14 protein-coding genes are annotated in these 19812 nt (G+C 63.7%); 8 read left to right on the top strand and 6 right to left on the bottom strand.

The genetic code is table 11. The features are described 5' to 3' along the window. Nucleotides 1-716 precede the first annotated feature (716 nt). From LCW13_RS11625 to LCW13_RS11615, 3 genes are all read left to right on the top strand, one after another. Nucleotides 717-2738 (top strand): TonB-dependent receptor domain-containing protein, encoded by a 2022-nt coding sequence (locus LCW13_RS11625; protein WP_225346961.1) that lies wholly within the window; start codon nt 717-719, stop codon nt 2736-2738. A 416-nt stretch (nt 2739-3154) separates the two neighbouring features. Next, nucleotides 3155-3616, top strand: coding sequence for a flavodoxin domain-containing protein (locus LCW13_RS11620; protein ID WP_225346960.1), 462 nt, complete (start codon nt 3155-3157; stop codon nt 3614-3616). A gap of 69 nt (nt 3617-3685) precedes the next feature. Then, the gene (locus LCW13_RS11615; RefSeq protein WP_052384630.1) at nt 3686-4102 is read left to right on the top strand and encodes a hypothetical protein; all 417 of its coding nucleotides are present in this window, start codon (nt 3686-3688) and stop codon (nt 4100-4102) included. 131 nt (nt 4103-4233) lie between these two features. Here LCW13_RS11615 and ppnN read toward each other — a convergent pair whose 3' ends face one another. Continuing rightward, nucleotides 4234-5646 carry a nucleotide 5'-monophosphate nucleosidase PpnN gene (gene ppnN, locus LCW13_RS11610; protein ID WP_277876238.1) on the bottom strand — a complete coding sequence of 471 codons (1413 nt, stop codon included), beginning with the start codon at nt 5644-5646 and terminating at the stop codon, nt 4234-4236. 16 nt (nt 5647-5662) lie between these two features. Then, nucleotides 5663-5962, bottom strand: coding sequence for a hypothetical protein (locus LCW13_RS11605; RefSeq protein WP_043334118.1), 300 nt, complete (start codon nt 5960-5962; stop codon nt 5663-5665). Nucleotides 5963-6269: 307 nt separating this feature from the next. Between LCW13_RS11605 and LCW13_RS11600 the strand changes: the two genes are divergently transcribed. Together LCW13_RS11600 and LCW13_RS11595 are read left to right on the top strand one after the other, a co-directional pair. Next, on the top strand, nt 6270-7211 hold the full coding sequence (locus tag LCW13_RS11600; protein ID WP_043334148.1) for a LysR family transcriptional regulator: 942 nt from the start codon (nt 6270-6272) through the stop codon (nt 7209-7211). Between the two features lie 354 nt (nt 7212-7565). Then, the gene (locus tag LCW13_RS11595) at nt 7566-9308 is read left to right on the top strand and encodes an acetyl-CoA hydrolase/transferase family protein (protein WP_225346959.1); all 1743 of its coding nucleotides are present in this window, start codon (nt 7566-7568) and stop codon (nt 9306-9308) included. An 85-nt stretch (nt 9309-9393) separates the two neighbouring features. On the opposite strand, the gene LCW13_RS11590 is transcribed toward LCW13_RS11595, so the two are convergent. The 4 genes from LCW13_RS11590 to LCW13_RS11575 all read right to left on the bottom strand — a co-directional run bounded on the left by LCW13_RS11590 (nt 9394) and on the right by LCW13_RS11575 (nt 14076). Continuing rightward, nucleotides 9394-9723 carry a YkgJ family cysteine cluster protein gene (locus tag LCW13_RS11590; RefSeq protein WP_054556269.1) on the bottom strand — a complete coding sequence of 110 codons (330 nt, stop codon included), beginning with the start codon at nt 9721-9723 and terminating at the stop codon, nt 9394-9396. Nucleotides 9724-9802: 79 nt separating this feature from the next. After that, a complete protein-coding gene (locus LCW13_RS11585; protein WP_225346958.1) occupies nt 9803-12298 on the bottom strand; it encodes a YjbH domain-containing protein in 2496 nt (831 codons plus the stop codon). A 99-nt stretch (nt 12299-12397) separates the two neighbouring features. Further along, nucleotides 12398-13294 (bottom strand): hypothetical protein, encoded by an 897-nt coding sequence (locus LCW13_RS11580; RefSeq protein WP_225346957.1) that lies wholly within the window; start codon nt 13292-13294, stop codon nt 12398-12400. Continuing rightward, complete coding sequence (locus LCW13_RS11575; protein WP_225346956.1) at nt 13288-14076, bottom strand: YjbF family lipoprotein; 789 nt, start codon at nt 14074-14076, stop codon at nt 13288-13290. The genes LCW13_RS11580 and LCW13_RS11575 overlap by 7 nt, the downstream gene beginning before the upstream one ends. Before the next feature lie 51 nt (nt 14077-14127). On the opposite strand from LCW13_RS11575, the gene LCW13_RS11570 reads away from it, so the two are divergent. From LCW13_RS11570 to LCW13_RS11560, 3 genes are all read left to right on the top strand, one after another. Beyond that, nucleotides 14128-14556, top strand: a complete 429-nt coding sequence (locus tag LCW13_RS11570) for a hypothetical protein (protein WP_225346955.1) — start codon at nt 14128-14130, stop codon at nt 14554-14556. Nucleotides 14557-16071: 1515 nt separating this feature from the next. Continuing rightward, nucleotides 16072-17271, top strand: coding sequence for a polysaccharide export protein (locus LCW13_RS11565; RefSeq protein WP_192837660.1), 1200 nt, complete (start codon nt 16072-16074; stop codon nt 17269-17271). A 73-nt stretch (nt 17272-17344) separates the two neighbouring features. After that, a complete protein-coding gene (locus LCW13_RS11560; protein ID WP_225346954.1) occupies nt 17345-19708 on the top strand; it encodes a GNVR domain-containing protein in 2364 nt (787 codons plus the stop codon). Nucleotides 19709-19812: the final 104 nt, after the last annotated feature.

Here is a 19812-nt window from a genome sequence, read left to right as displayed (position 1 = left end):
AATAGGTCCGGTTGTTCAGAGGGTCGGGGTGTGCCGTCAGGGAAACACCCACCTTGTACGGGCCAAACGGGCCCGTTGCAGCGCCAGTCGCTGCACAACGGATTGCCTGTCGATGACCGTGCCCCTCAGGCCGCAGGGGGATGCCCCGGGCAAAGACGCGCTCATCGATCAACAACCGTCACTGCCAGCCGAGCACCTCAGCGCGCGGCGACAGGTCTTGCATCTGCTGCAGATATCCTCAGGGCCGAGGCCATGACAGGGCACTGCCTTGGCGTGACAGCAAGCGCCCTTAATCTGAGCACGCTAACTATATCACTCTGGATGTAGTGTTGCATCTAAAGTCGCATGCATTGCGCAAATCCGATCTCCGCAGGATGAAACCCTGCCGTGAAGCGAGAAATTTGCGTGGGCCAGGCACTTGTCGAGGCATGTCGGCTAAGACGTCAGTGGCTGGCGATGGTTCCGTATCTGATGACAGACAGGTGATAAAAAAGTGAATTTGGTGGCTGCACGGGTGAAAAAGTGTGCAAATCGGGCCGTTTTTGGCAGTTGAGGCACAATCTGGCGCTGCAAGAGGCGAGAAATGACGCGGCCTGATTGCAGAAGTTGCAGAGCGGCGTTGCGGGAAGTGTTGATGACGCAAATGTGCAAACGCGTGCATTATCTCGTTCGCAAAGAGAATCATTATTATTATTAATCTTGGGAACCCTCCGCTCATGACCGATCGCCTCTCTTCGTGCGTGGCAGCCAGCGCTTCCCGCGCCACTGCTTTCACTCCGCGTCCGCTGGTGGCAGCCATTGCGCTGCTGTGTGCCAGTACTGCCAATGCAGAGACGCTGCAGATGGACACGCTGCAGATCGAGGACGATCGCCTCAACGCGACCGCGGTCATCGATAGCGAAGAGATCGCGCTGCATCAGGCGCATGATCTCAAGGATGTGTTCCGTGATACGCCGTCCGTCACCGTCGGCGGCACCACCGCCTCGTCGGAGATGATCTACGTACGCGGTCTGGAAGACACCAACCTCAACATCAGCGTCGATGGTGCCAGCCAGAACGGCTACCTGTTCCACCACAGCTCCAGCTTCAACATCGAGCCGGAGCTGCTCAAGCGCGCCGAAGTCCAGGCCGGACCGGGCGCCGCCGACAATGGCCCCAACGCCCTGGGCGGCAGCATCAAGTTCGTCACCAAGGATGCCCAGGACCTGCTCGAGCCGGGTGAGACCTTCGGCGGCATGGTCAAGGGCAGCACCGAGTCCGCGGCAGATGCCGTCAAGGGCACGCTGTCCGTCTACGGTGAAGTCGCGCCGAACGCGGGCCTGCTGTTCTCGACCAGCGCACGCAACAGCGATGACTACCGCACCGGCGGCGGTGATGAAGAGGAAGGTACCGGCGGCCATCAGCGCAGCTACTTCGGCAAGTTCAGCCTGCTCGACCAGGGCGCGCACAGCCTGCGCATCAGTGCCGAGCACAACGAGGACAGCGGCATCTACTGCACGCGTCCCAACATGGAATGTCAGCCGTTCAACAACGTGAAGGTCGACACCGAGCTGAGCCGCGACACCTATACCGCCAACTATGACTATGAGCCGGGCTCGCGTCTGGTGGACGTGCACACCAACGTCTTCCACACCAAGACCGAGCTGGATCGCACCACTGTCTCCACCGGCGCTGAGCTGAACGCGGATGTCGAGAGCTACGGCGGTGACCTGAACAACACCTTCCGTTTCGGCCCCGAGGACATGAACAACCGTCTGACGCTGGGTAGCGATTACGTCTACGACGAATCCAGCACCGGCAGCTTCGACGAGAAGGCCCGCAACCTCGCGCTCTACGCCCAGCACCGCATGACGCTGGGCGCGGTGGACCTGTCCTTCGGCGCGCGTGTCGATGACTACAAGACCGAATATGCCAATGGCGAGACGCTGGATGACACTGATGTCAGCCCGAACGCGAGCCTCAACTGGCGTGTCGGTGGCGGTGTCGAGCTGTTCACCGGCTACTCCACGGCAGTGCGCGGCAACAAGGGTCGTGAAGCCATCCTGGCCGACGATGGCGTCGGTGTCGGCGAGACGCTGACCGTCGAGCCGGGTCTCGAGGCCGAGACTTCGCGCAGCACCGAAGTCGGCGCGCGCTGGAAGGGCAATGACCTCCTCACCCAGCGTGACCGCGCTGGCCTGGAAGTCACCTACTTCGATACCCACTTCGACAACTACATCACCGATGAGACCGTCGGCAGCGAAACCACCATCTACAACATGGAAGGCATCGTCACCAGCAAGGGTGTCGAGGCGCGTGCCACCTACGGCATCGGCGGCTGGGACATGACGCTGGGCTATCTGACCATGGACCTGGAAGACAATCAGGGCGAGACCGTGGTCGACGACATGGGCCTGGGCAACCAGACCGGTGATCGCTGGAGCCTGGACAACCGCTACACCTTCGTTGACCCGCAGATGACGATCGGCTGGACCGTGACCGCCTACGAGCGCCTCACCGACCTGCCGGATGATCAGAGCGAGCGCGCCGGTTACGCCACGCACGATGTCTACGCCAGCTGGGTGCCGCGTGACATGCAGGACCTGACCCTGACGGCCGGTATCTACAACCTGTTCGACAAGGAATATACCGACCAGAACACCTACTTCCTGGAACCCAACGATCGTCGCGGCATCACGACGGGCGCCATCACCAGCCCGGGGCGTGACGTGCGTCTGTCAGTGGCGTACCGCTTCTGATCAGAAGGCTCTGAGCCCGCAAGTTCGCACCTGACAGGGATTCATCGCCAGCGGTCGTGATCCAGGCTCGCAACGCAGGATGCTTCACTGGCAAGACCCTCGCAGCGCCATCGTGTTCTTCACGGTGGCGCTGTTTCGTTTGTGGGGCGCACAGAAGGGCGGGGCTGCCAGCTCCTGCTGAGTGCTGCCTGCGTCTCGCGGCCACGCTGTGCTATCGATTCATCGGACCAGGCCCGCCTGCGTCCTGCGTCTCGCGGCCACGCGGTGCTATCGATTCATCGCACCAGGCCCGCCTGCGTCTCGCAGGCGCGCTGTGCTACCATCGCGACCAAATGTCGGAGAGCGTCTGCGCGACTCTTCGCACTGCACTCACGTTCCCGCCACTGGCGGGTGATCGTTCGAATAAGGAAGGATGCATGGCGCTTCTGAAGATTTTTGTCGGCACGATGTATGGCGGTTCACTGGATGTGGCCGAGCAGGTTCAGCCGTTGTTCGAGCAGGCCGGCTACACGGTCGAGGTGTTCGACCAGCCGATACTGGCCGACCTGACTGACGCGCGCCCTGATCTGGCGCTGTTCGTCACCTCCACCACCGGCAGTGGCGATGTGCCGGGCAATCTGACCGGCTTCCTCAATGCGCTGTCTGCCGAGTCCCCGGCGCTGGATTGGTTGCGTTATGGTCTGATCGCCCTGGGCGACAGCTCCTACGGCGAGACCTACTGTGGCGCGGGGCGTCATCTGGATGAGCGCCTGGCCGACCTTGGCGCCACGCGTCACGGCGAGCGCCTCGAGATCGACGCCATGGAAACCTTCATGGCCGACGACGCGGCGCTGCCGTGGGTCGAGAGCTGGATTCCGACCCTGCCGGCCACGGCCTGATCCTGCGGCGGTGGGCTGGCCCGCCGCCTGCTTCTTCTGTTGTCCGTTCTTTCATCGAGACTGCTTCACATGCCGAAACTGAATCCTGATCATCCGCGTGCCCGCAACCTGACGCCGCAGCGCGTCTCCGTGCTGGCGGGTCTGGCGGTGGTAATGGTCGCCAATATTCCGCGTTTCCTGATGAGTGGCGAGAATACGCGTCTGATGCTGATCGTCGGCTTTGCCGTCGCCGTCAGCGCGCTGGGCATCTACATCTATCGCCAGCTGTCAGAGACCGCCAAGGCCAAGGTGCCGACGATGATGCGTCGTCTACTGGTCTGGCTGGTGGTGGGGCTCGCGGCGATGGCGGCGTTCAACTTTGCCGCGCCGATGCTCAACCGCCCTCAGGAAGGTGCGCTTGAGGTGCTGGTCGATGGCCTGACGCTGGGCCTGCTGGCGCATGTGATCAGCATGTGGATGCAGCGCCGTCGTGGTGAGGAAGGCTGAGCCTCGATACTAGCGGTCCTGTCAGCAAGATCTTCCCTACCAACAAGAACGCCCCGATCAGCGATGATCGGGGCGTTCTTGTGATGGCTTGTGCAGTGACGACACGCCTCAGCGTGCCATCACCGGGCCATTTACTTGCACAGGGTGTAGCAGGGCACGTAATCGCTGCCCGGCAGCTTCATGCGGCCCTGGGCGACGAAGGAGGTGAGCAGGGCGTCGAGACGCTCCATCAGCTCGGCTTCGGCGGTCAGGCGGAAGGGGCCGTCGCGCTCGATCTCCTCGATGCCTTCCTTCTTGACGTTGCCGGCGACGATGCCCGAGAAGGCACGACGCAGGTTGGCCGCCAGTTCATGCACCGGCTGGTTGCGGTGCAGCGCCAGGCCCGACATGTTGGCGTGGGTCGGCGCGAAGGGCTGCTGGAAGTGCGGGGCGATATGCAGGCGCCAGTTGTAGTAGAAGGCATCCTGATGCTGGCGACGGAATTCCGCCACCTCGTCGATGCCACCGCGCATGGTGCGTGCCACCTCGACCGGATTGTCGATGATGATGGTGTAGCGCGAGCGCGCTTCCTCGCCCAGGGTGTAGGCGATGAACTCGTCGATCTGCTTGAAGTACTCGGCGCTGGACGCCGGGCCGGTGAAGATGACCGGGAACGGCAGCTCGCTGTTTTCCGGGTGCAGCAGAATGCCGAGCAGATAGAGAATCTCTTCGGCGGTGCCCACGCCGCCCGGGAAGACGATGATGCCATGTGCGGTGCGCACGAAGGCTTCAAGGCGCTTCTCGATGTCCGGCATGATGATCAGTTCATTGACGATCGGGTTGGGCGATTCGGCGGCGATGATGCCCGGCTCCGAGATGCCCAGATAGCGACCTTCCGTGCGACGCTGCTTGGCGTGCGCGACGTTGGCGCCCTTCATCGGGCCCTTCATGGCACCCGGGCCGCACCCGGTGCAGATGTCGAGATCACGCAGGCCGAGGTGGTAACCCACGTCCTTGGTGTACTCGTATTCCTCGCGGTTGATGGAGTGCCCACCCCAGCAGGTGACCAGACTCGGCTCACGCGAGGACTTCAGCGCCCCGGCGTTGCGCAGGATATGGAACACCGCATTGGTGGTGCCTTCGGTGGTCGTGAGATCGAAACGCGGAGTGTTCTGGATCTCGTTGGCCACATAGACGATGTCACGCAACACGCTGGAGAGATGCTCGCGAATGCCGCGGATCATCTTGCCGTCGACGAAGGCATCGCCGGGCGCATTGTCGAGCTTGAGGCGAATGCCGCGGTCCTGCTGCAGCACCTCGATCTCGAAATTCTTGTGTGCGTTGAGCACCGCGACGCTGTCATCGGTCTGGCTGCCGCAGTTGAGCACGGCCAGCGCACAGCGGCGCAGGATGTCATGCAACCCGTTGGAGGAGGTATCGCGCAGGCGATTGACCTCATCCTGGGAGAGCACTTCCAGGCTGCCTTCCGGCGAGATGATGGTCGAGACCAGCATGGAGCTGGCATCACGTGAATAGGTCGTCGCTTCGCTGGTGACAGAATTCATGACTGTCTTCCTTGTGTCAGGCGCCCACGGTGGTCTGGGCGCGTTTCCGGGCTTCTGCCCAGAGTTCAGCAATGCGCTCGCGGTCGTCCACGCTCATGCTGTCCTGGGCAAAGGCGTGCTGCATCCACTCTTCAAAGGTGGCGTCAAAGTCTTCCGCGACCACATCCTCGGGATCGTAATCGGCGTTTTCCAGCACCAGTTCCACCTGGGGAATCATGTACCCCAGCGGGAACAGGTCATTTTCGGCACAGTCGCTTTCCATGGCGAGCAGCGCCTTGTGAATGGCTTCGCCGCGTGCAGCCAGAGCATCAGACATCTAAAGCATCTCGTGTTTCGGGCCAGTCCGAAGATTGGCCAGGACAGGGGTAAAGCGCCGGGCCCTGGCGCGTCGCCGTGGCGTTGAACACGGCAGACGCAGCCAAGGTGGCAGCTGGCATTGTCCATGATGCTAACACGCGAGAGTGGCGGGGCGCAGCGCTGCGCATGGCGGCCAGCTCTGGTAGAATCATGTGCTTTGCGGGTCGGTGGCACCTGTGCAGACATGGCAGTTGCGTCATGCAGGTCGTCGCCGGCAACACGATGCGCCGAGTCGCGTCCCCCGTTCGTGAGTGGTCAGTGCCTTCATGTTCAACGCCCAGTATTTTCGTACCTTCATCACACTGGTGGAGACCGGCAGCTTTACCCATACCGCGCGCAAGCTGGAGATGACCCAGCCCGGCGTCAGCCAGCATATTCGCAAGCTGGAGCAGTATCTGGGCCGCTCGCTGCTCAATCGCCAGGGACGCAAGTTCTCGCTGACCGCAGCGGGGCGTCGCTGCTATGACTACTCCATCAAGCTGTTCGCCGAGCACACCCAGTTCATGCACTCGCTGGATGATGACTCCCCTGACAGCGGCGAATGTCGCGTGGCCAGCCCCTCTAGCGTCGGGCTGATGTTCTACCCGTTCACGCTGGGCTATCAGCAGCAGCACCCGGGGCTGACGGTCAGCTACAGCTTCGCCTTCAATTCCGAGATCGTGCAGGACGTGCTGGCGGGTCGCTTCGACCTGGGCATCGTCACCGAGCCGGTCAAGCATCCGGACCTGAACTTCGAGCTGTGGCATCAGGAGCCGCTGTGCCTGGTGGTGCCCGCCGACTTCGCCGGCAACAGCCTCAACGAGCTGATGGCGCTGGGCTTCATGAATTACGCCGATGGCGTCAACAATGCCAGTGCCTTGTTACGTGAGAACTTCGCCGGCGAATTCCGCTCCATGAGCCACTTCCCGCAGCAGGGCTTCACCAACGATATCGGCATGGTGCTGGACGCCGTGGCGCGTGGTCTGGGCTTCACCGTCGTCTCGCGCACGGTGCTGGAGACCTCGCCGTGGCAGCGTCAGGTGCGCGAGATGCCGCTGACCGAAGCCGTCTACGAGAACCTCTACATCGTCACGCGTGACAATGCCGAGGTGCCGCGCCGCTACGAGCAGCTGCTGGGTGAATTCCGCCTGCAGCGTCGCAACACGCTCTACGGCTACGCCGATGCGCCGGAAAGCTTCGACAACATGGACTTCGACAGCATGGTGTAACGCCTCGCGTCGTCATCTGCGACTCCCGAAAGCCCGCTCTTCATGAGCGGGCTTTTTCGTGTCTCGCCGCCGCCATCTGCGCCGCGTGCTGCGTCGCCCTTTGTGCACCGCCTGGTTCCAGCCGCTGCCGCCGCCTTGCGACCAAGGCCTGATGCGGGGGCGGCGTACTGCGTGGGATGCTGAAAGCCAGCGCCTGGTGATTACAGACCTGTTTATTACAGCCTTGGCTATTTCAGGCTTGGTTATTACAGACCTGGCTATTTCAGGCTTGGCTATGCTGGGTCTGGTCAGCGTCTTGCCAGCGCCTTGTTTGCTCATTTCGTGGTGTCTTGTCTATCAGGAGGTTCTGCCGTCGTGTCTTCATCCGGTTCTCGCTCCAGTGTCACGCCTCATGCCCAGGCGGTCTGCGCAGAGCATGCGCCAGCCTCCCCATCTCCCGAGGCATCAGCCGCGCCTGCCGCTTCAGCTGAATCAAGCGAGGTCTTCTCGCTGCTGGCGCGCATGGAGGTCGGCGAGCTGACCCCGGAGCAGCACGCCGAGGTCGCGCGTCGCTGCCGCTGGCCTGACTGGCAGTCGCGCCAGATGAGCGCCAGCCAGGCCGCCGAACTGATTCACGATGGCATGACGGTGGGCATGAGTGGCTTCACGCGGGCGGGGGAGGCCAAGGCCCTGCCGCTGGCGCTGGTCGAGAAGGCGCGCCGCGAGCCGTTCTCCATCACGCTGATGACCGGCGCCTCGCTGGGCAATGACCTCGACGGCCAGATGGCGGACGCCCACATGCTGGCGCGGCGCATGCCGTTTCAGGTCGACCCGGTGCTGCGGCGGGCCATCAACGCCGGCGAAGTGATGTTCATGGACCAACACCTCTCCGAGACGGTGGAGCTGTTGCGCAATCATCAGCTGAGCGACATGAATGTCGCGGTGATCGAGGCCAGCGCCATCACCGCCGATGGCGGCATCGTGCCGACCACCTCGGTGGGCAACTCGGCCAGCTATGCGATTCTCGCCGACAAGGTGATCATCGAGCTCAATCTCGAGTCGCCGGCGGCGCTTGAAGGGCTGCACGACATCTACATTCCGCAGATGCGCCCCAGCCGGCAGCCGATTCCGGTGGTCGCGCCGGATTCGCGCATCGGCACGCCGTATATCCCGATGGACCCCGCCAGAATCGCTGCCATCGTGCTGACCCGCGGCAGTGACAGCCCCTCGACCTGCACGCCGCCGGATGACGGCACCCAGCGCATGGCGGGCCATCTGGTCGAACTGCTCAAGCAGGAAGTCGCGCTGGGGCGTCTGACACCGGCATTGCTGCCGCTGCAGGCGGGCATCGGCAGCATGGCCAATGCGGTGATGAGTGGCTTGAAGGAAGGGCCCTTCGAGCACCTGACCATGTACTCGGAGGTGCTGCAGGATTCCACCTTCGATCTGCTGGATGCCGGCAAGCTCGATTTCGCCTCCGGCTCCTCCATCACGGTCACCGAGGAGCGTGGCCGCACGCTGTGGAAGGACCTCGAGCGCTATCGTGACCGCCTGATCCTGCGCCCGCAGGAGCTGTCCAATCATCCGGGCATCGTGCGACGCCTCGGCGTGATCGCGGTCAATACGGCGCTGGAATTCGATATCTACGGCAACGTCAATTCCACCCACGTCTGCGGCACGCGGATGATGAATGGTATCGGCGGTTCCGGCGATTTCGCGCGCAACGCCCAGCTGTCGGTGTTCATCACCAAGTCACTGGCCAAGGGCGGTGATATCTCGAGCGTGGTGCCGTTCGCCAGCCACGTGGACCACACCGAGCACGATGTCGACATCCTGGTCACCGAGCATGGGCTGGCGGATCTGCGCGGTCTGGCACCGCGCGAGCGGGCGGTGCAGGTGATCGAGAGCTGCTCGGACCCGAGCTATCGCCCTGCGCTGCGCGCCTACTTCGAGGAGGCGTGCCAGCGTGGCGGCCATACGCCACATTGTCTGGAGCAGGCGCTGAGCTGGCATCGCGAGGTAGAGGTGAAGGGGCATATGCGCGCCATGCGCACGGCACCCGAGCCAAGCCAAAACCTTGCAGGAGCGGCCCCATCGCTGCCGGACGCCACTGCCTGATCGCACATCAGGCAGGGCGCTTGGGAGAGACAACCACAGGCAGGGTGTTTGGGAGAAACAACCAGGACGAGCGCTGGCAGGCGGCCTACTGATCGAGGCCGTTTTCCAGGCGCTCGTCTTCGCATTCCGGGCTGCCCATCTCGTAATCGCGGCACAGCTGCGGCCGGCGGTCGTAGATGGTGCACATCAGCGTTTCGCGGTCGACGGCGGCACACCAGCCATCGTCGAGGCGACGCATGACTTCGCCGCCCCATTCATCCTCGTCGATCAGGTAGTCCGGCACGCCGGTATCGGTGAGCAGGATGACCTCAAGCCGGCAGCAGCAGGCCTGGCAGTTGCTGCAGGCGATCTCGTGATTGGCGGGTGTCGCAGCGCCGGCAGTGGCCGGCGAGACGTCGGTAATCGGAATATTCATCGGGTCAGGGTCAGCCACAGTGAGTCAGGCGCCAACATCGGCACGCTTCAGCCGGCAGTGAAACACACTCACGCACGGATTACTTGTAGACCTTGTCGATGCCTTCCCAGTAAGTCTCGGGATCACGATCGCGCGTCATGTCATACAGCTGATAGCGGCGGTTGAGGCGTGCGCCACCATCGCGGGTCAGCGGTGCCCAGGCAAAGCCGGTGCTGCCCTTGCTGGAGGTGGTGAAGAAGGCATCAAGCGGGATGCTGACGTAGAGCCCCTTGTCGAAGCTACCCTCGCCGTAGTCATCGCCGGCATCGGTCAGGGTCGCCCAGGCGCCGACGCTGACCCCGTTGGAGAAGCTGCGCGACAGGTCCAGCGTCGCACCGACATCACCGGCCAGATAGCGCCCCACCGAGCCCTTGACCAGCACATCGTGCCAGCCGGACTGCCAGTAGGCGGTGGCGTGGCCGGTGGTGACCGAGTAGTCACGCAGGCCGAATTGCTGGTCGAACTCGCGCTGGCGGACGCGGTTGATGTCCAGCCCCAGTGCCAGCGAGCTGTTCATCGGGCGATAGAGCAGCTCGGCGCCGACCCCGGCATACATCATCTCGAGAATGCCGCCGTAGGCCTGGGCGTACCAGTCGCGCCCGAACTGATGGGTGCGGTTGTACTGCAGGCTGGTGATGCCCAGGTCGGTTTCCTTGATGTATTCCCCGACGTAGGTGCGCACGCGCGGCAACTCGGAATCGGCGATGTACTCGTAGCTGTCGAAGTTGTCGGCGAGCTGATAGGACGCCACGCCGGTGAACCAGCCATTGCGGTCGGTGCGCCACAGGGCGTCCAGCTGCAGGTTGAGCTGATAGAGGTAGCCATCGGGGCCGCCGAAGTTCTGCTTGAGGCTCGGCGAGAAGCCCCAGCTGAAGCCGAACGGCTCGCGTGCCAGCTTGACGCCATCCCCTGTCGCCTGGCGTGTCTCTTCGTCTGAGCTATGAGGCGAGGCGGCATGGGCGGTGATGGAGTGCTCGTATTCGGCGCCGAAGCGACGGTCATTGGCGGCGGCCACGAAGGGCTGGCGCGGATGCTCATCTTCACGCAGCGCCAGACCATTGCTGCTCAGGCGATAGCGGAAGGTGGTGATCTCGGCGGGCAGGCGGTTATGCAGCACGCGGTTGGCGCGGCCTTCGGCCTGCAGGTCATCACGGAAGCGCGTCGCCTCGGCCTCGACGATCAGGGTGTCGCCCTCGACCCGCAGCTGTGACACCTCAAGGCCGCTCTGGGCGCGCAGGGTATCGGCCAGCGCGTCCCAGTCGACGTCGGCAAGGCGCGGGAGATCTTCTGCCTCTGGGCCGTCAGCTGCGCCCGGCTCGAGCGGGGAGTCCGCGGGCGCGCCGCCGAACGAGTCGAGTGTCAGCAGACGGCCTTGCTGATCCTTATTCGCTGACGGCTCTCCATGCGCTGATGGCTCCTTACCCGCTGAACGCTCTTCATACGCTGATGGCTCTCTGTTCGCTGACGGCTCTGCCGCCACGCCTGCCGGTTGGGCAGCGCTGGCGGTGGAGGCGGAGGGCGCCGTGCCCGAGGAGGCGTTCGCGTTGAGCGAGCGCACGCGGAAGGCCTCGGGTGTCTGGTCGTTGCGATAACGGCTGTGGGTGCTGGGGGCGACCGCTTCCGGCGTGCCGTCGTCCTTGGCCTGGGCGAGCCCGGCCAGATTGGTCGACAGTGACAGCCCCAGCATGGCGGTGTTGCCTCGCTCCCAGCCGCCATGCAGCGACAGGTTGTCATTGACCTTGACGGTCGCGCCCAGATTGACCGGCGAGTCCTGCTCGATCTCCACCGTCAGTGGCTCGTCGGAGTAGTCGTTGCCTTCGTATTCCAGCATCAGGGTCAGCGGGTCCCAGGGCGTCTGGTATTCGATGCCGCCGAAGACGGCCGGGCTGCCGCTGAACATGCTGCCGAGCTGGAAGTCGCCGCCGTCATCGCTGGTCGAGTCACTGCGCGTCTCGAGACTGCTTCTCACCACTGCCAGCGGATTGCTGAAGTCGCCACGCGTACCCAGATAGCCCCAGCCGAGGCCCAGGCTGAAGTCGAGGTCGCCGTAGCGCTTGCTGGCGACCAGATACTCGGAGCTGAACAGGCCCGTACCGCCGAGATCTCGCAGGCCCACCGCGACTTCGGGCTGATAGCGGCCTTCCTGCAGCAGGCGGAACTTGGTGTCGAAGGATTTATCCAGGTAGTCGCGGTCCGGGGCGGCCGCGCCATAGCTGACGGTTTCCACCGAGACATAGCGAAAGCCCAGTTCCATCCAGTCGAAGGGCGCCGCATTGACGCTGAACCGCTTGTAGGGCTGGGTGCGGCTGTAGGTGAAGCTCAATTCGCCCTGGGGCGCAAAACGCGCCGTGGGCGTCTGCATCAGGCCCACGCCACCGAAGTCGCTCTGGGATTCGCCGGTCGCCGCATGGGCGATCTGCGCGCCCAGCAATCCGCCCGCCATGCCGAGTGCCAGCCAGCCATTGCGTGCCAGGGCAGGGCGCTGCTCGGGGCGTGAGTGCGTAACGTGATTGGCAGGGCGAAAAGGACTCGACATGGGCGTCTCGCATGCACGCAAGCCAGCGGCTCACGTACGTGAATAAGGGATTGGGTTCGCGGTCAGGCGCAGTGTGCTGCGCCGGGGCAGCCTCGTCGGCTAGCGCGGGGACGTCGGCAGCTTCGCGGCGTCCAGCTGCCAGCTTTGGCAGGCATGGCCCGGCAGGCGGCTGGCAAGCCAGGCCGGTAGCGCCTCGTTCACCCACTGCTGCGCGGTGTCGATGCCCGGCGTGCTGATCACCACGCTGGCGCCGGGGGCAACGGGCAGGTCGGCATCGCCGCTGGTCAGACGATTCCAGCTCGCCACCGGGCGGGTCAGCACCTGGCCCTGTGGCGTCACCAGGCTGGCCTCGACGGCTGGCCCGATGCCGCCGGCAGCGGCGCGCTCATCGATCAGCGCGTCCAGACTGAGATTGGGCGTCCACTTGCGCTCGTGAACGCCGGTGGCGTCCAGAATCACCACGCTGCGCGGCGCCTGACAGGCACCGACCACCATGCCCGGGGCGATGCGGATCGCCTGCGGGCCGTCGCGCATGTCGCGGCGCGGGTCGAGCTGACCCGGCAGGCGTGCCACCACGGCGTCAGTGTCCGGCGCGCGGCCCTGCTCGACATAGGCCTGCCAGGCCTGCAACGCCTCGGCGTAACGCGCCTGAGGGCTGTCGTCCTTCGCGCCGACGGCGTAGCGCGCCGCGATCAGTTCGAGCTCGGCGCTGATGCGGTTGGCCCGCGCGGCCATCTGCTGGCGAATCAGCGGCGTGCTGACGAAGCTGTAGCGCCAATCCAGCGCCTTTGACGGCGCCAGGCCATCCCATTGCGCCTGCAGCACCTGACTGGCCAGCGGCGTGCTCGCGGCACTGAACGGCAGCGGGGTGTCATCGGCGCTCGCCAGGGGCGCGGCCAGCAGTGTGCTCAGCCCGAGCGGTAGCAGGCGGGCGGCGCTGTTCAGACGGGCCAGTGATGACAGACGGGCCAGCGATGAGAAGACGGGGATCACCATGCCTTGGCGACCTCCCAACCGAACCGCGGGCCATCGGGCCAGGCCGTCATGTCGGCCGCCCAGACGCGATTCTCGTCGCGCCACAGGTCATTGCGCGTGGTGCTGCCGTCGTCCCAGCTCAGAATCTCGCGGCAGTGCTGCAGCGGCAGTTCTGCCAGCGGCAGCGAATAGGGGGCGGCGGCCTCGCATTCGAGTCGCGCCGTGGCCTCGTGTACCTGCATCACGGCGACGTCGTCCTGGCGCTGGCTGCCGGTGGAGGCGGCATCCTGACGCTCCAGCCGACGCGGGTAGGGGGACAGCGCACTGACACTGACCTGATAGGTCGTGCCACTGGCCATCAACCAGGCCGGACGCGCCAGAGCGCGCCCGGTAGTACTTTGCTCACGCCTGTCTGCCACATCACGCGCAAAGCCTGAAGTGGCAGACAGGACGCCATCGCGCAATTCGAGGATGCCGCGGTCGCGACTCTCGAAACGCGCAATGCGCCCATTGCCTTCCAGCGTCGCCAGAACCACCAGCGCGGTGCTGTTGGCATGCTTCAGCTTGAGAGAGGCATAGGGCAGCTCGCTGGCACGTGTGGCGTCAAACTCGTCCTTGCCCATCACGTCACCGAGCGAGCTCGAGACGATCTGGGCACAGCCGGAAAGCGACACCAGACACGCAAGGGTGCCGAATGCCGCCAACGACCTGCTGCGCAGGACACGGGAGACCACCGAGGTAGCCGCCGCGCCCCGCGCAGGGCTTGAGAACGTGAAGCATTGCGTCGCACGTGCCGTCTTCATCAGCGAGTCCCGGTTGAACCAGTGGTGCCGGTTGTCCCGGTGGTACCGGTCGTGCCAGTTCCGCCGCCGACAGTGCCGGTGGCCGCACCTGCAGCGACGCTGCCGCTGCTGGCGCTCGGCGTCACGCTGCCGGTGGCATTCTGGCTGGCAGTACCGGTGCCGGCTGCGCTACCTGTCGGCACAGTGCCGGTAGTGCCAGTGGTGCCGGTCGTGCCAGTGGTGCCGGTCGTCCCGGTGGTACCAGTCGTGCCGGTAGTGCCGGTAGTCCCAGTCGTGCCGGTAGTGCCGGTAGTCCCAGTCGTGCCGGTCGTACCAGTGGTGCCGGTAGTCCCAGTGGTGCCGGTAGTCCCAGTGGTGCCGGTAGTCCCAGTCGTGCCGGTGGTGCCGGTAGTCCCAGTGGTGCCGGTAGTCCCAGTCGTGCCGGTAGTCCCAGTCGTACCAGTCGTGCCGGTCGTACCGATAGTGCCAGTCGCACCCTGAGGCGCTTCTTCTTCCGCGATGGCATTGCCAGCGAGAAGCAGGGCACCTGTCAGGCCGATGATGGCTCCGAGATGTGTCTTGCGCATGGATAACTCTCCTTGATGAGCATTGTCGGCGGTCAGCCGACCAGGAAGGGATGTCAGACCACGATGTGATGACTCAAGGACTGAGGCATCGGCGTCGAGGCTGCCAGCAGATGCTGGCGATCATCCAACCTGCTGCTGAAGATATCGATAGAGGAGAAGAGCGCCGTCCCTGACACCATCCCTGGCATCCTCCGTGGCGCGACCTCGTCCTGAGGTGTTCCTGTCATGACCGTATTCCCTGGTCATGCGCTTGCCGAAATTCATCGTTGCGCCTTGCTGTCTGCGCCTGACAGTCCTGTCAGGTGTCAGCCGCAGAGCGGTTGATGCAGGAAGTCCTTCTCCACACAGACACAAAGCCGATGAGTCGTGGCAAAGCGAGGCTCATGTTAACGAGAATATGTGAACTGTCTAGCATGAAGCCTTGCGTATTATTCGCGTTGATCGCTTGAGGATTATTTATGTAAAAAAGAGTAATTGGGGTGTGGATGATTGGCGACGTGGCTGTCGATGTTCCACCGGGCGCTACGCCAGACGGGGTCCGCGTGGCGACTGGAATCCTGCGCTTGAGTGTGTCGCATTGCCGACGAAATGGGGCTCGTGGTGTCTGTCATCGGCAACGCGTCTTTCGTGGAAGTGGCGACATCGAGCGTACTTGTGGCGCTACAAACCAATGTTTTTATTGGATTTTTGTAACAGAGCGCTGATTGGCGGGAGGCGTGTATCAGGTAAAATGCACGGCAGACAGGGTTTGGTCACCTTGCCAAAAACGCCACGAATGGCGTGATCCAATGCACGGCGATGCCACGGCATTGGTATTACTGATTCATCGGCAGATCCTCTGGCAGCTCCATGGGTCGTGGGCTGTGGTCGAAAGAGGTGTGCCGCATTTCGGTAAAAAAACTACAGAAAGTTTGCTCTGCAATGGCGCTGAAGATATTGCCCAAATGACAGCAAGAGTGGCATGAAGGCCGCCAGGCAGAGAGTGGTGTCAGAGCCGCAAGTGGAAAGCACATTGAATGCACCTTCCGTCTGAGCATCGTCGGTTGCGGTTCAGGGTCGTGTTCTGAGTATCTTGAACGATACGCCTACATTCTAACTGGGGATGACGGCGGGATATGACAAGCCATGTGCATGATTCATATGGCGGAAATATCGCTGTAAGCGTTGCGGGTCACACTGGCGCAGCGTGAATGAGGTCGCAGCAACCAGTCCCAAGACGCCGAGACCGCCAGGGTCCGGTACCTAAATGCACGAGGGCCCACCCTCGGCAGCCGCGTGACAGCCAGGCAAGGCCGGCGACACGCATGACGCAGCAGGAACTGAAGACGTTATCGAATCCATCCCGGCGGCCATGTGCGGCGGGGGAAGGCGCGATGATCATGGCACTGGGGTGCCGGGTCACCGGGCCTGTCGACTCAACGGACTTCAGATGAAAAATGCACTGATAGCACGACTTCTGGGCGCCAGCTTGAGCATCGGCGCCCTCACCGGGCTCGCCGGGTGCGTCTTCGCCCCCGGTGGCAACATCGACTACGACACCAGCGCTGCGCCGGTGGACGACATCGTCGATGTGGAACCGATCACCTTTGGCCTGATCAAGGCCCAAGCGCGCGCAGACGCCGAATCACGCCAATCCAGTGGCGATGACAAGCAGCGTCGTGAGCTTGAAAAGGCGCTGGCCCAGGAGCTCAACAGCAGCACGCGCGCCAGCCTGGCACCGGACTATCAGTACCGTGTCGGCCCCGGCGACATCCTGACCATCATCGTCTATGACCATCCCGAGCTGACCTTGCCGACGGGTTCCGAGCGCAGTGCGCAGGAAGCCGGCAACGTCGTGCACGCCGATGGCACGCTGTTCTATCCCTATGTCGGTCGCGTCAAGGTCAGTGGCATGACGCTGGACCAGATTCGCCGTGATCTCGGCGAGAAGCTGCAGCCCTACCTGAATGCGCCGCAGATCGACGTCAAGGTCGCCGCCTTCCGCAGCCAGAAGGTGCGGATTACCGGCGAGGTGCAGTCTCCCGGCGTGCAGCCGATCAGCGATGTGCCGCTGAGCCTGCTGGACGCCATCGCGGCGGCGGGCGGTCTGTCCGAAGACGCCGATTGGCACAACGTGGTGCTCAAGCGCAATGGCGAAGAGACCACCATCTCCCTCTATGAGCTGCTGGCCGAGCGCAATGGTGCCAACGATGAGGCGGGCAATGATCGCCTGCTCAAGGATGGCGACACCCTCTACGTGCCGGACGTCGGTACCCAGAAGGTGTTCGTGATGGGCGAGGTGGACAAGTCCATCAGCCTGCCGCTGGGCAGAAGCCCGATCTCGCTGACCGATGCCATCGCGCGTGCCGGCGGCATCAAAGAAAACTCCGCCGATGCGTCGGGCATCTTCGTCATCCGTCGTGATCGTGAAGACCCCGAGAAGCTGGCCACCGTCTATCAGCTGGATGCGCGCAATTCCACGGCGCTGATTCTGGGCGCGGACTTCGGCCTCAAGCCGCAGGACGTCGTCTATGTCACCGCCGCACCGGTCTCGCGCTGGAACCGTGTGATCACCCAGCTGCTGCCGACGGTGAGTTCCATCTACTACAGCACCGAAATCCAGGACAACCTCGATACCCTCGGCCAGTAAGGCGAGGGGTCGTCAAGGCGTCCCTGCCCGGCACCGCCGTGGCCGGGCAGGACACCAGGAGAGTGACCCAACGATGTCGAACCGCAATTCCCACACCACGCGTCAGGCCTCGGCCAGCGAGTCGTCAAGCGTGCCCGCGCGCACCAGTCTTGATCTCGGCCGCATGCTGGGCCAGCTGTATGACAGCCGTCTGACGCTGGCGCTGATCACCGGCACCTTCACCGTGCTGGCGGTGCTCTACGCGCTGCTGGCCACTCCGATCTACAAGGCAGATGCGCTGGTGCAGGTCGAGGAGGGCGGCGGCAACATGAACCCGCTGCGTGATGTCTCCAGCCTGCTGCGTGGCGAGGCGCCGCCATCCGAGTCCGAGATCCAGATCATCACCTCACGCCTGGTGCTGGGCGAGACGGTCAAGAAGGAGCAGCTGGATCTGGTGGTCAAGCCGTATCAGTACCCGCTGATCGGCACCTTCCTGCGCACCCACGAATTTGCGCGTCCGAGCTGGCTTGCCGGGTCCAGCATGGTCTGGGCAGGCGAGTCGATCGACGTGGCCAGCCTCGAAGTGCCGGCGGCCTGGGACAATGTGCCGCTGACGCTGGTGTCGCTGGGAGAGGGCGGTGAGTACGAATTGCAGTACGACGGCGATGCGCTGGGCACCGGTGTGGTTGGCGAAGCCTCACGCTTCGATGGCCCGCTGGGCGAGGTGACGCTCAAGGTCAGCGCACTGGACGCGGCCAGGGGCGCTGAATTCACGCTGATGCATCAGTCGACCCTGGAAGCGACCAACGCGCTGCGTTCGCGCTTCGCGGTGGCCGAGATGGGCAAGGAAACCGGTGTGCTGGGCCTGGCGCTGGTCGGCGAAGACCCGCTGCGCACCCAGCAGACCCTGCAGCGCATCACCGATACCTACCAGCAGCAGAACATCGAGCGTCAGTCCGCCGAAGCCGAGAAGTCGCTCGAGTTTCTCAAGAAGCAGGTACCGACGGTGCGTGAGCGCCTCGAAGTGGCCGAGAACCGTCTCAATGCCTATCGCGGCAAGAGCGATAGCGTGAATCTGGATCTCGAGACCAAGTCGGTGCTTGAGCAGCTGGTCAATATCGACAATCAGATCAACGAGACCCAGCTGGAAGAAGCGGAGCTGTCCGGCAAGTTCAACCCCAGTCACCCCAACTACGTGGCGCTGCGCAAGAAGCGTGCGGACCTGCAGCAGACCCGCAAGGAGCTGGAGAAGCAGGTCGGTGACCTGCCGGACACCCAGCAGGAAATCCTGCGTCTGGAGCGTGAAGTCGAGGTCAATCAGCAGATTTACGTGCAGCTGCTCAACAAGACCCAGGAAATGAACATCGCCCAGGCCAGCACCATCGGCAATATCCGCATTCTGGACGAGGCCGTCGCACAGCCGCATCCGATCAGCCCGCGCAAGGCGATGATCGTGGTGATCGCGACCCTGCTGGGCGGCATGCTCGGGGTGGTCTTCGTGCTGCTGCGCTCCATGCTGCATCGCGGTATCGAGACGCCGTCGGAGCTTTCCGACCTGGGCCTCAATGTCCACGCGACCCTGCCGCTCTCCGAAGAGCAGGCACGCCTCAATCGTCGTCTGGCGCGTGGCTTCAAGCGCTTCACCGGTCGCGGTGTCGCAACAGCGGCCAATGACAACGTCGCGCCGGGACTGCTGGCGATCCGCAACCCGGCGGATCTCTCCATCGAGGGCCTGCGCGGTCTGCGCACCAGCCTGCACTTCGCGATGATGGAAGCCCCCGACAATCGCCTGATGATCTGTGGCCCGAGCCCGGGCATCGGCAAGAGCTTCGTGTCCGCCAACCTGGCCGCCGTCTGTGCCCAGGCCGGCAATCGGGTGCTGGTCATCGATGCCGACATGCGCCGTGGCCATGTCCACCAGAGCATGGCGGGTGTCTCGCCCAGCGACGCCGCACCGGGCCTGAGCGACTTCCTGCTCGGCAAGGCCGACCGCGACAGCATCGTGCGTGGCATCACCGATCCGAGTCTGGCGATGTCCGAGACCACCGCTGCGGCGCTTGGCGAAGGGGTGGCCGCCAATGGCGCGCCGAGCAACCTGTGCTACGTGGCACGCGGCACCTCGCCCTCCAATCCGTCGGAGCTGCTGCTGCAGTCACGCTTCAGCGACCTGCTGACGTGGGCCAGCGCCAACTTCGACATGGTCATCGTCGATACACCGCCGATCCTGGCCGTCACCGATGCCGCCATCGTCGGCAAGCAGTGCGGTGTCAGCGTGATGGTGACGCGCTTCATGCATAACTCGCCCAAGGAAATCGAAGCGGCGCTGGAGCGCTTCGCCTCCAGTGGCGTGCACGTCGATGGCGCGATTCTCAATGCCGTCGAGCGCAAGGCCACCACGACCTACAGCTACGGCTACAGCTATCACGATTATCAGTACCAGGGTGGCGCCAAGGGTTAGCGGCCACTTGCATTAGAGCCCGCGAACCCGATGTCTGAGACTGCGTGCCTCGTTGGCAGTGGGGATCGGCAGTCGAGGCGAGAGCCGAGGCAGTACGGGTGAAG

It is taken from the genome of Cobetia amphilecti, assembly GCF_020217465.1.
GTDB classification, from domain to species: domain Bacteria; phylum Pseudomonadota; class Gammaproteobacteria; order Pseudomonadales; family Halomonadaceae; genus Cobetia; species Cobetia amphilecti.
Note: the sequence above shows the minus strand (reverse complement) of the source record. Positions and strands in the feature narration are given on the sequence as shown.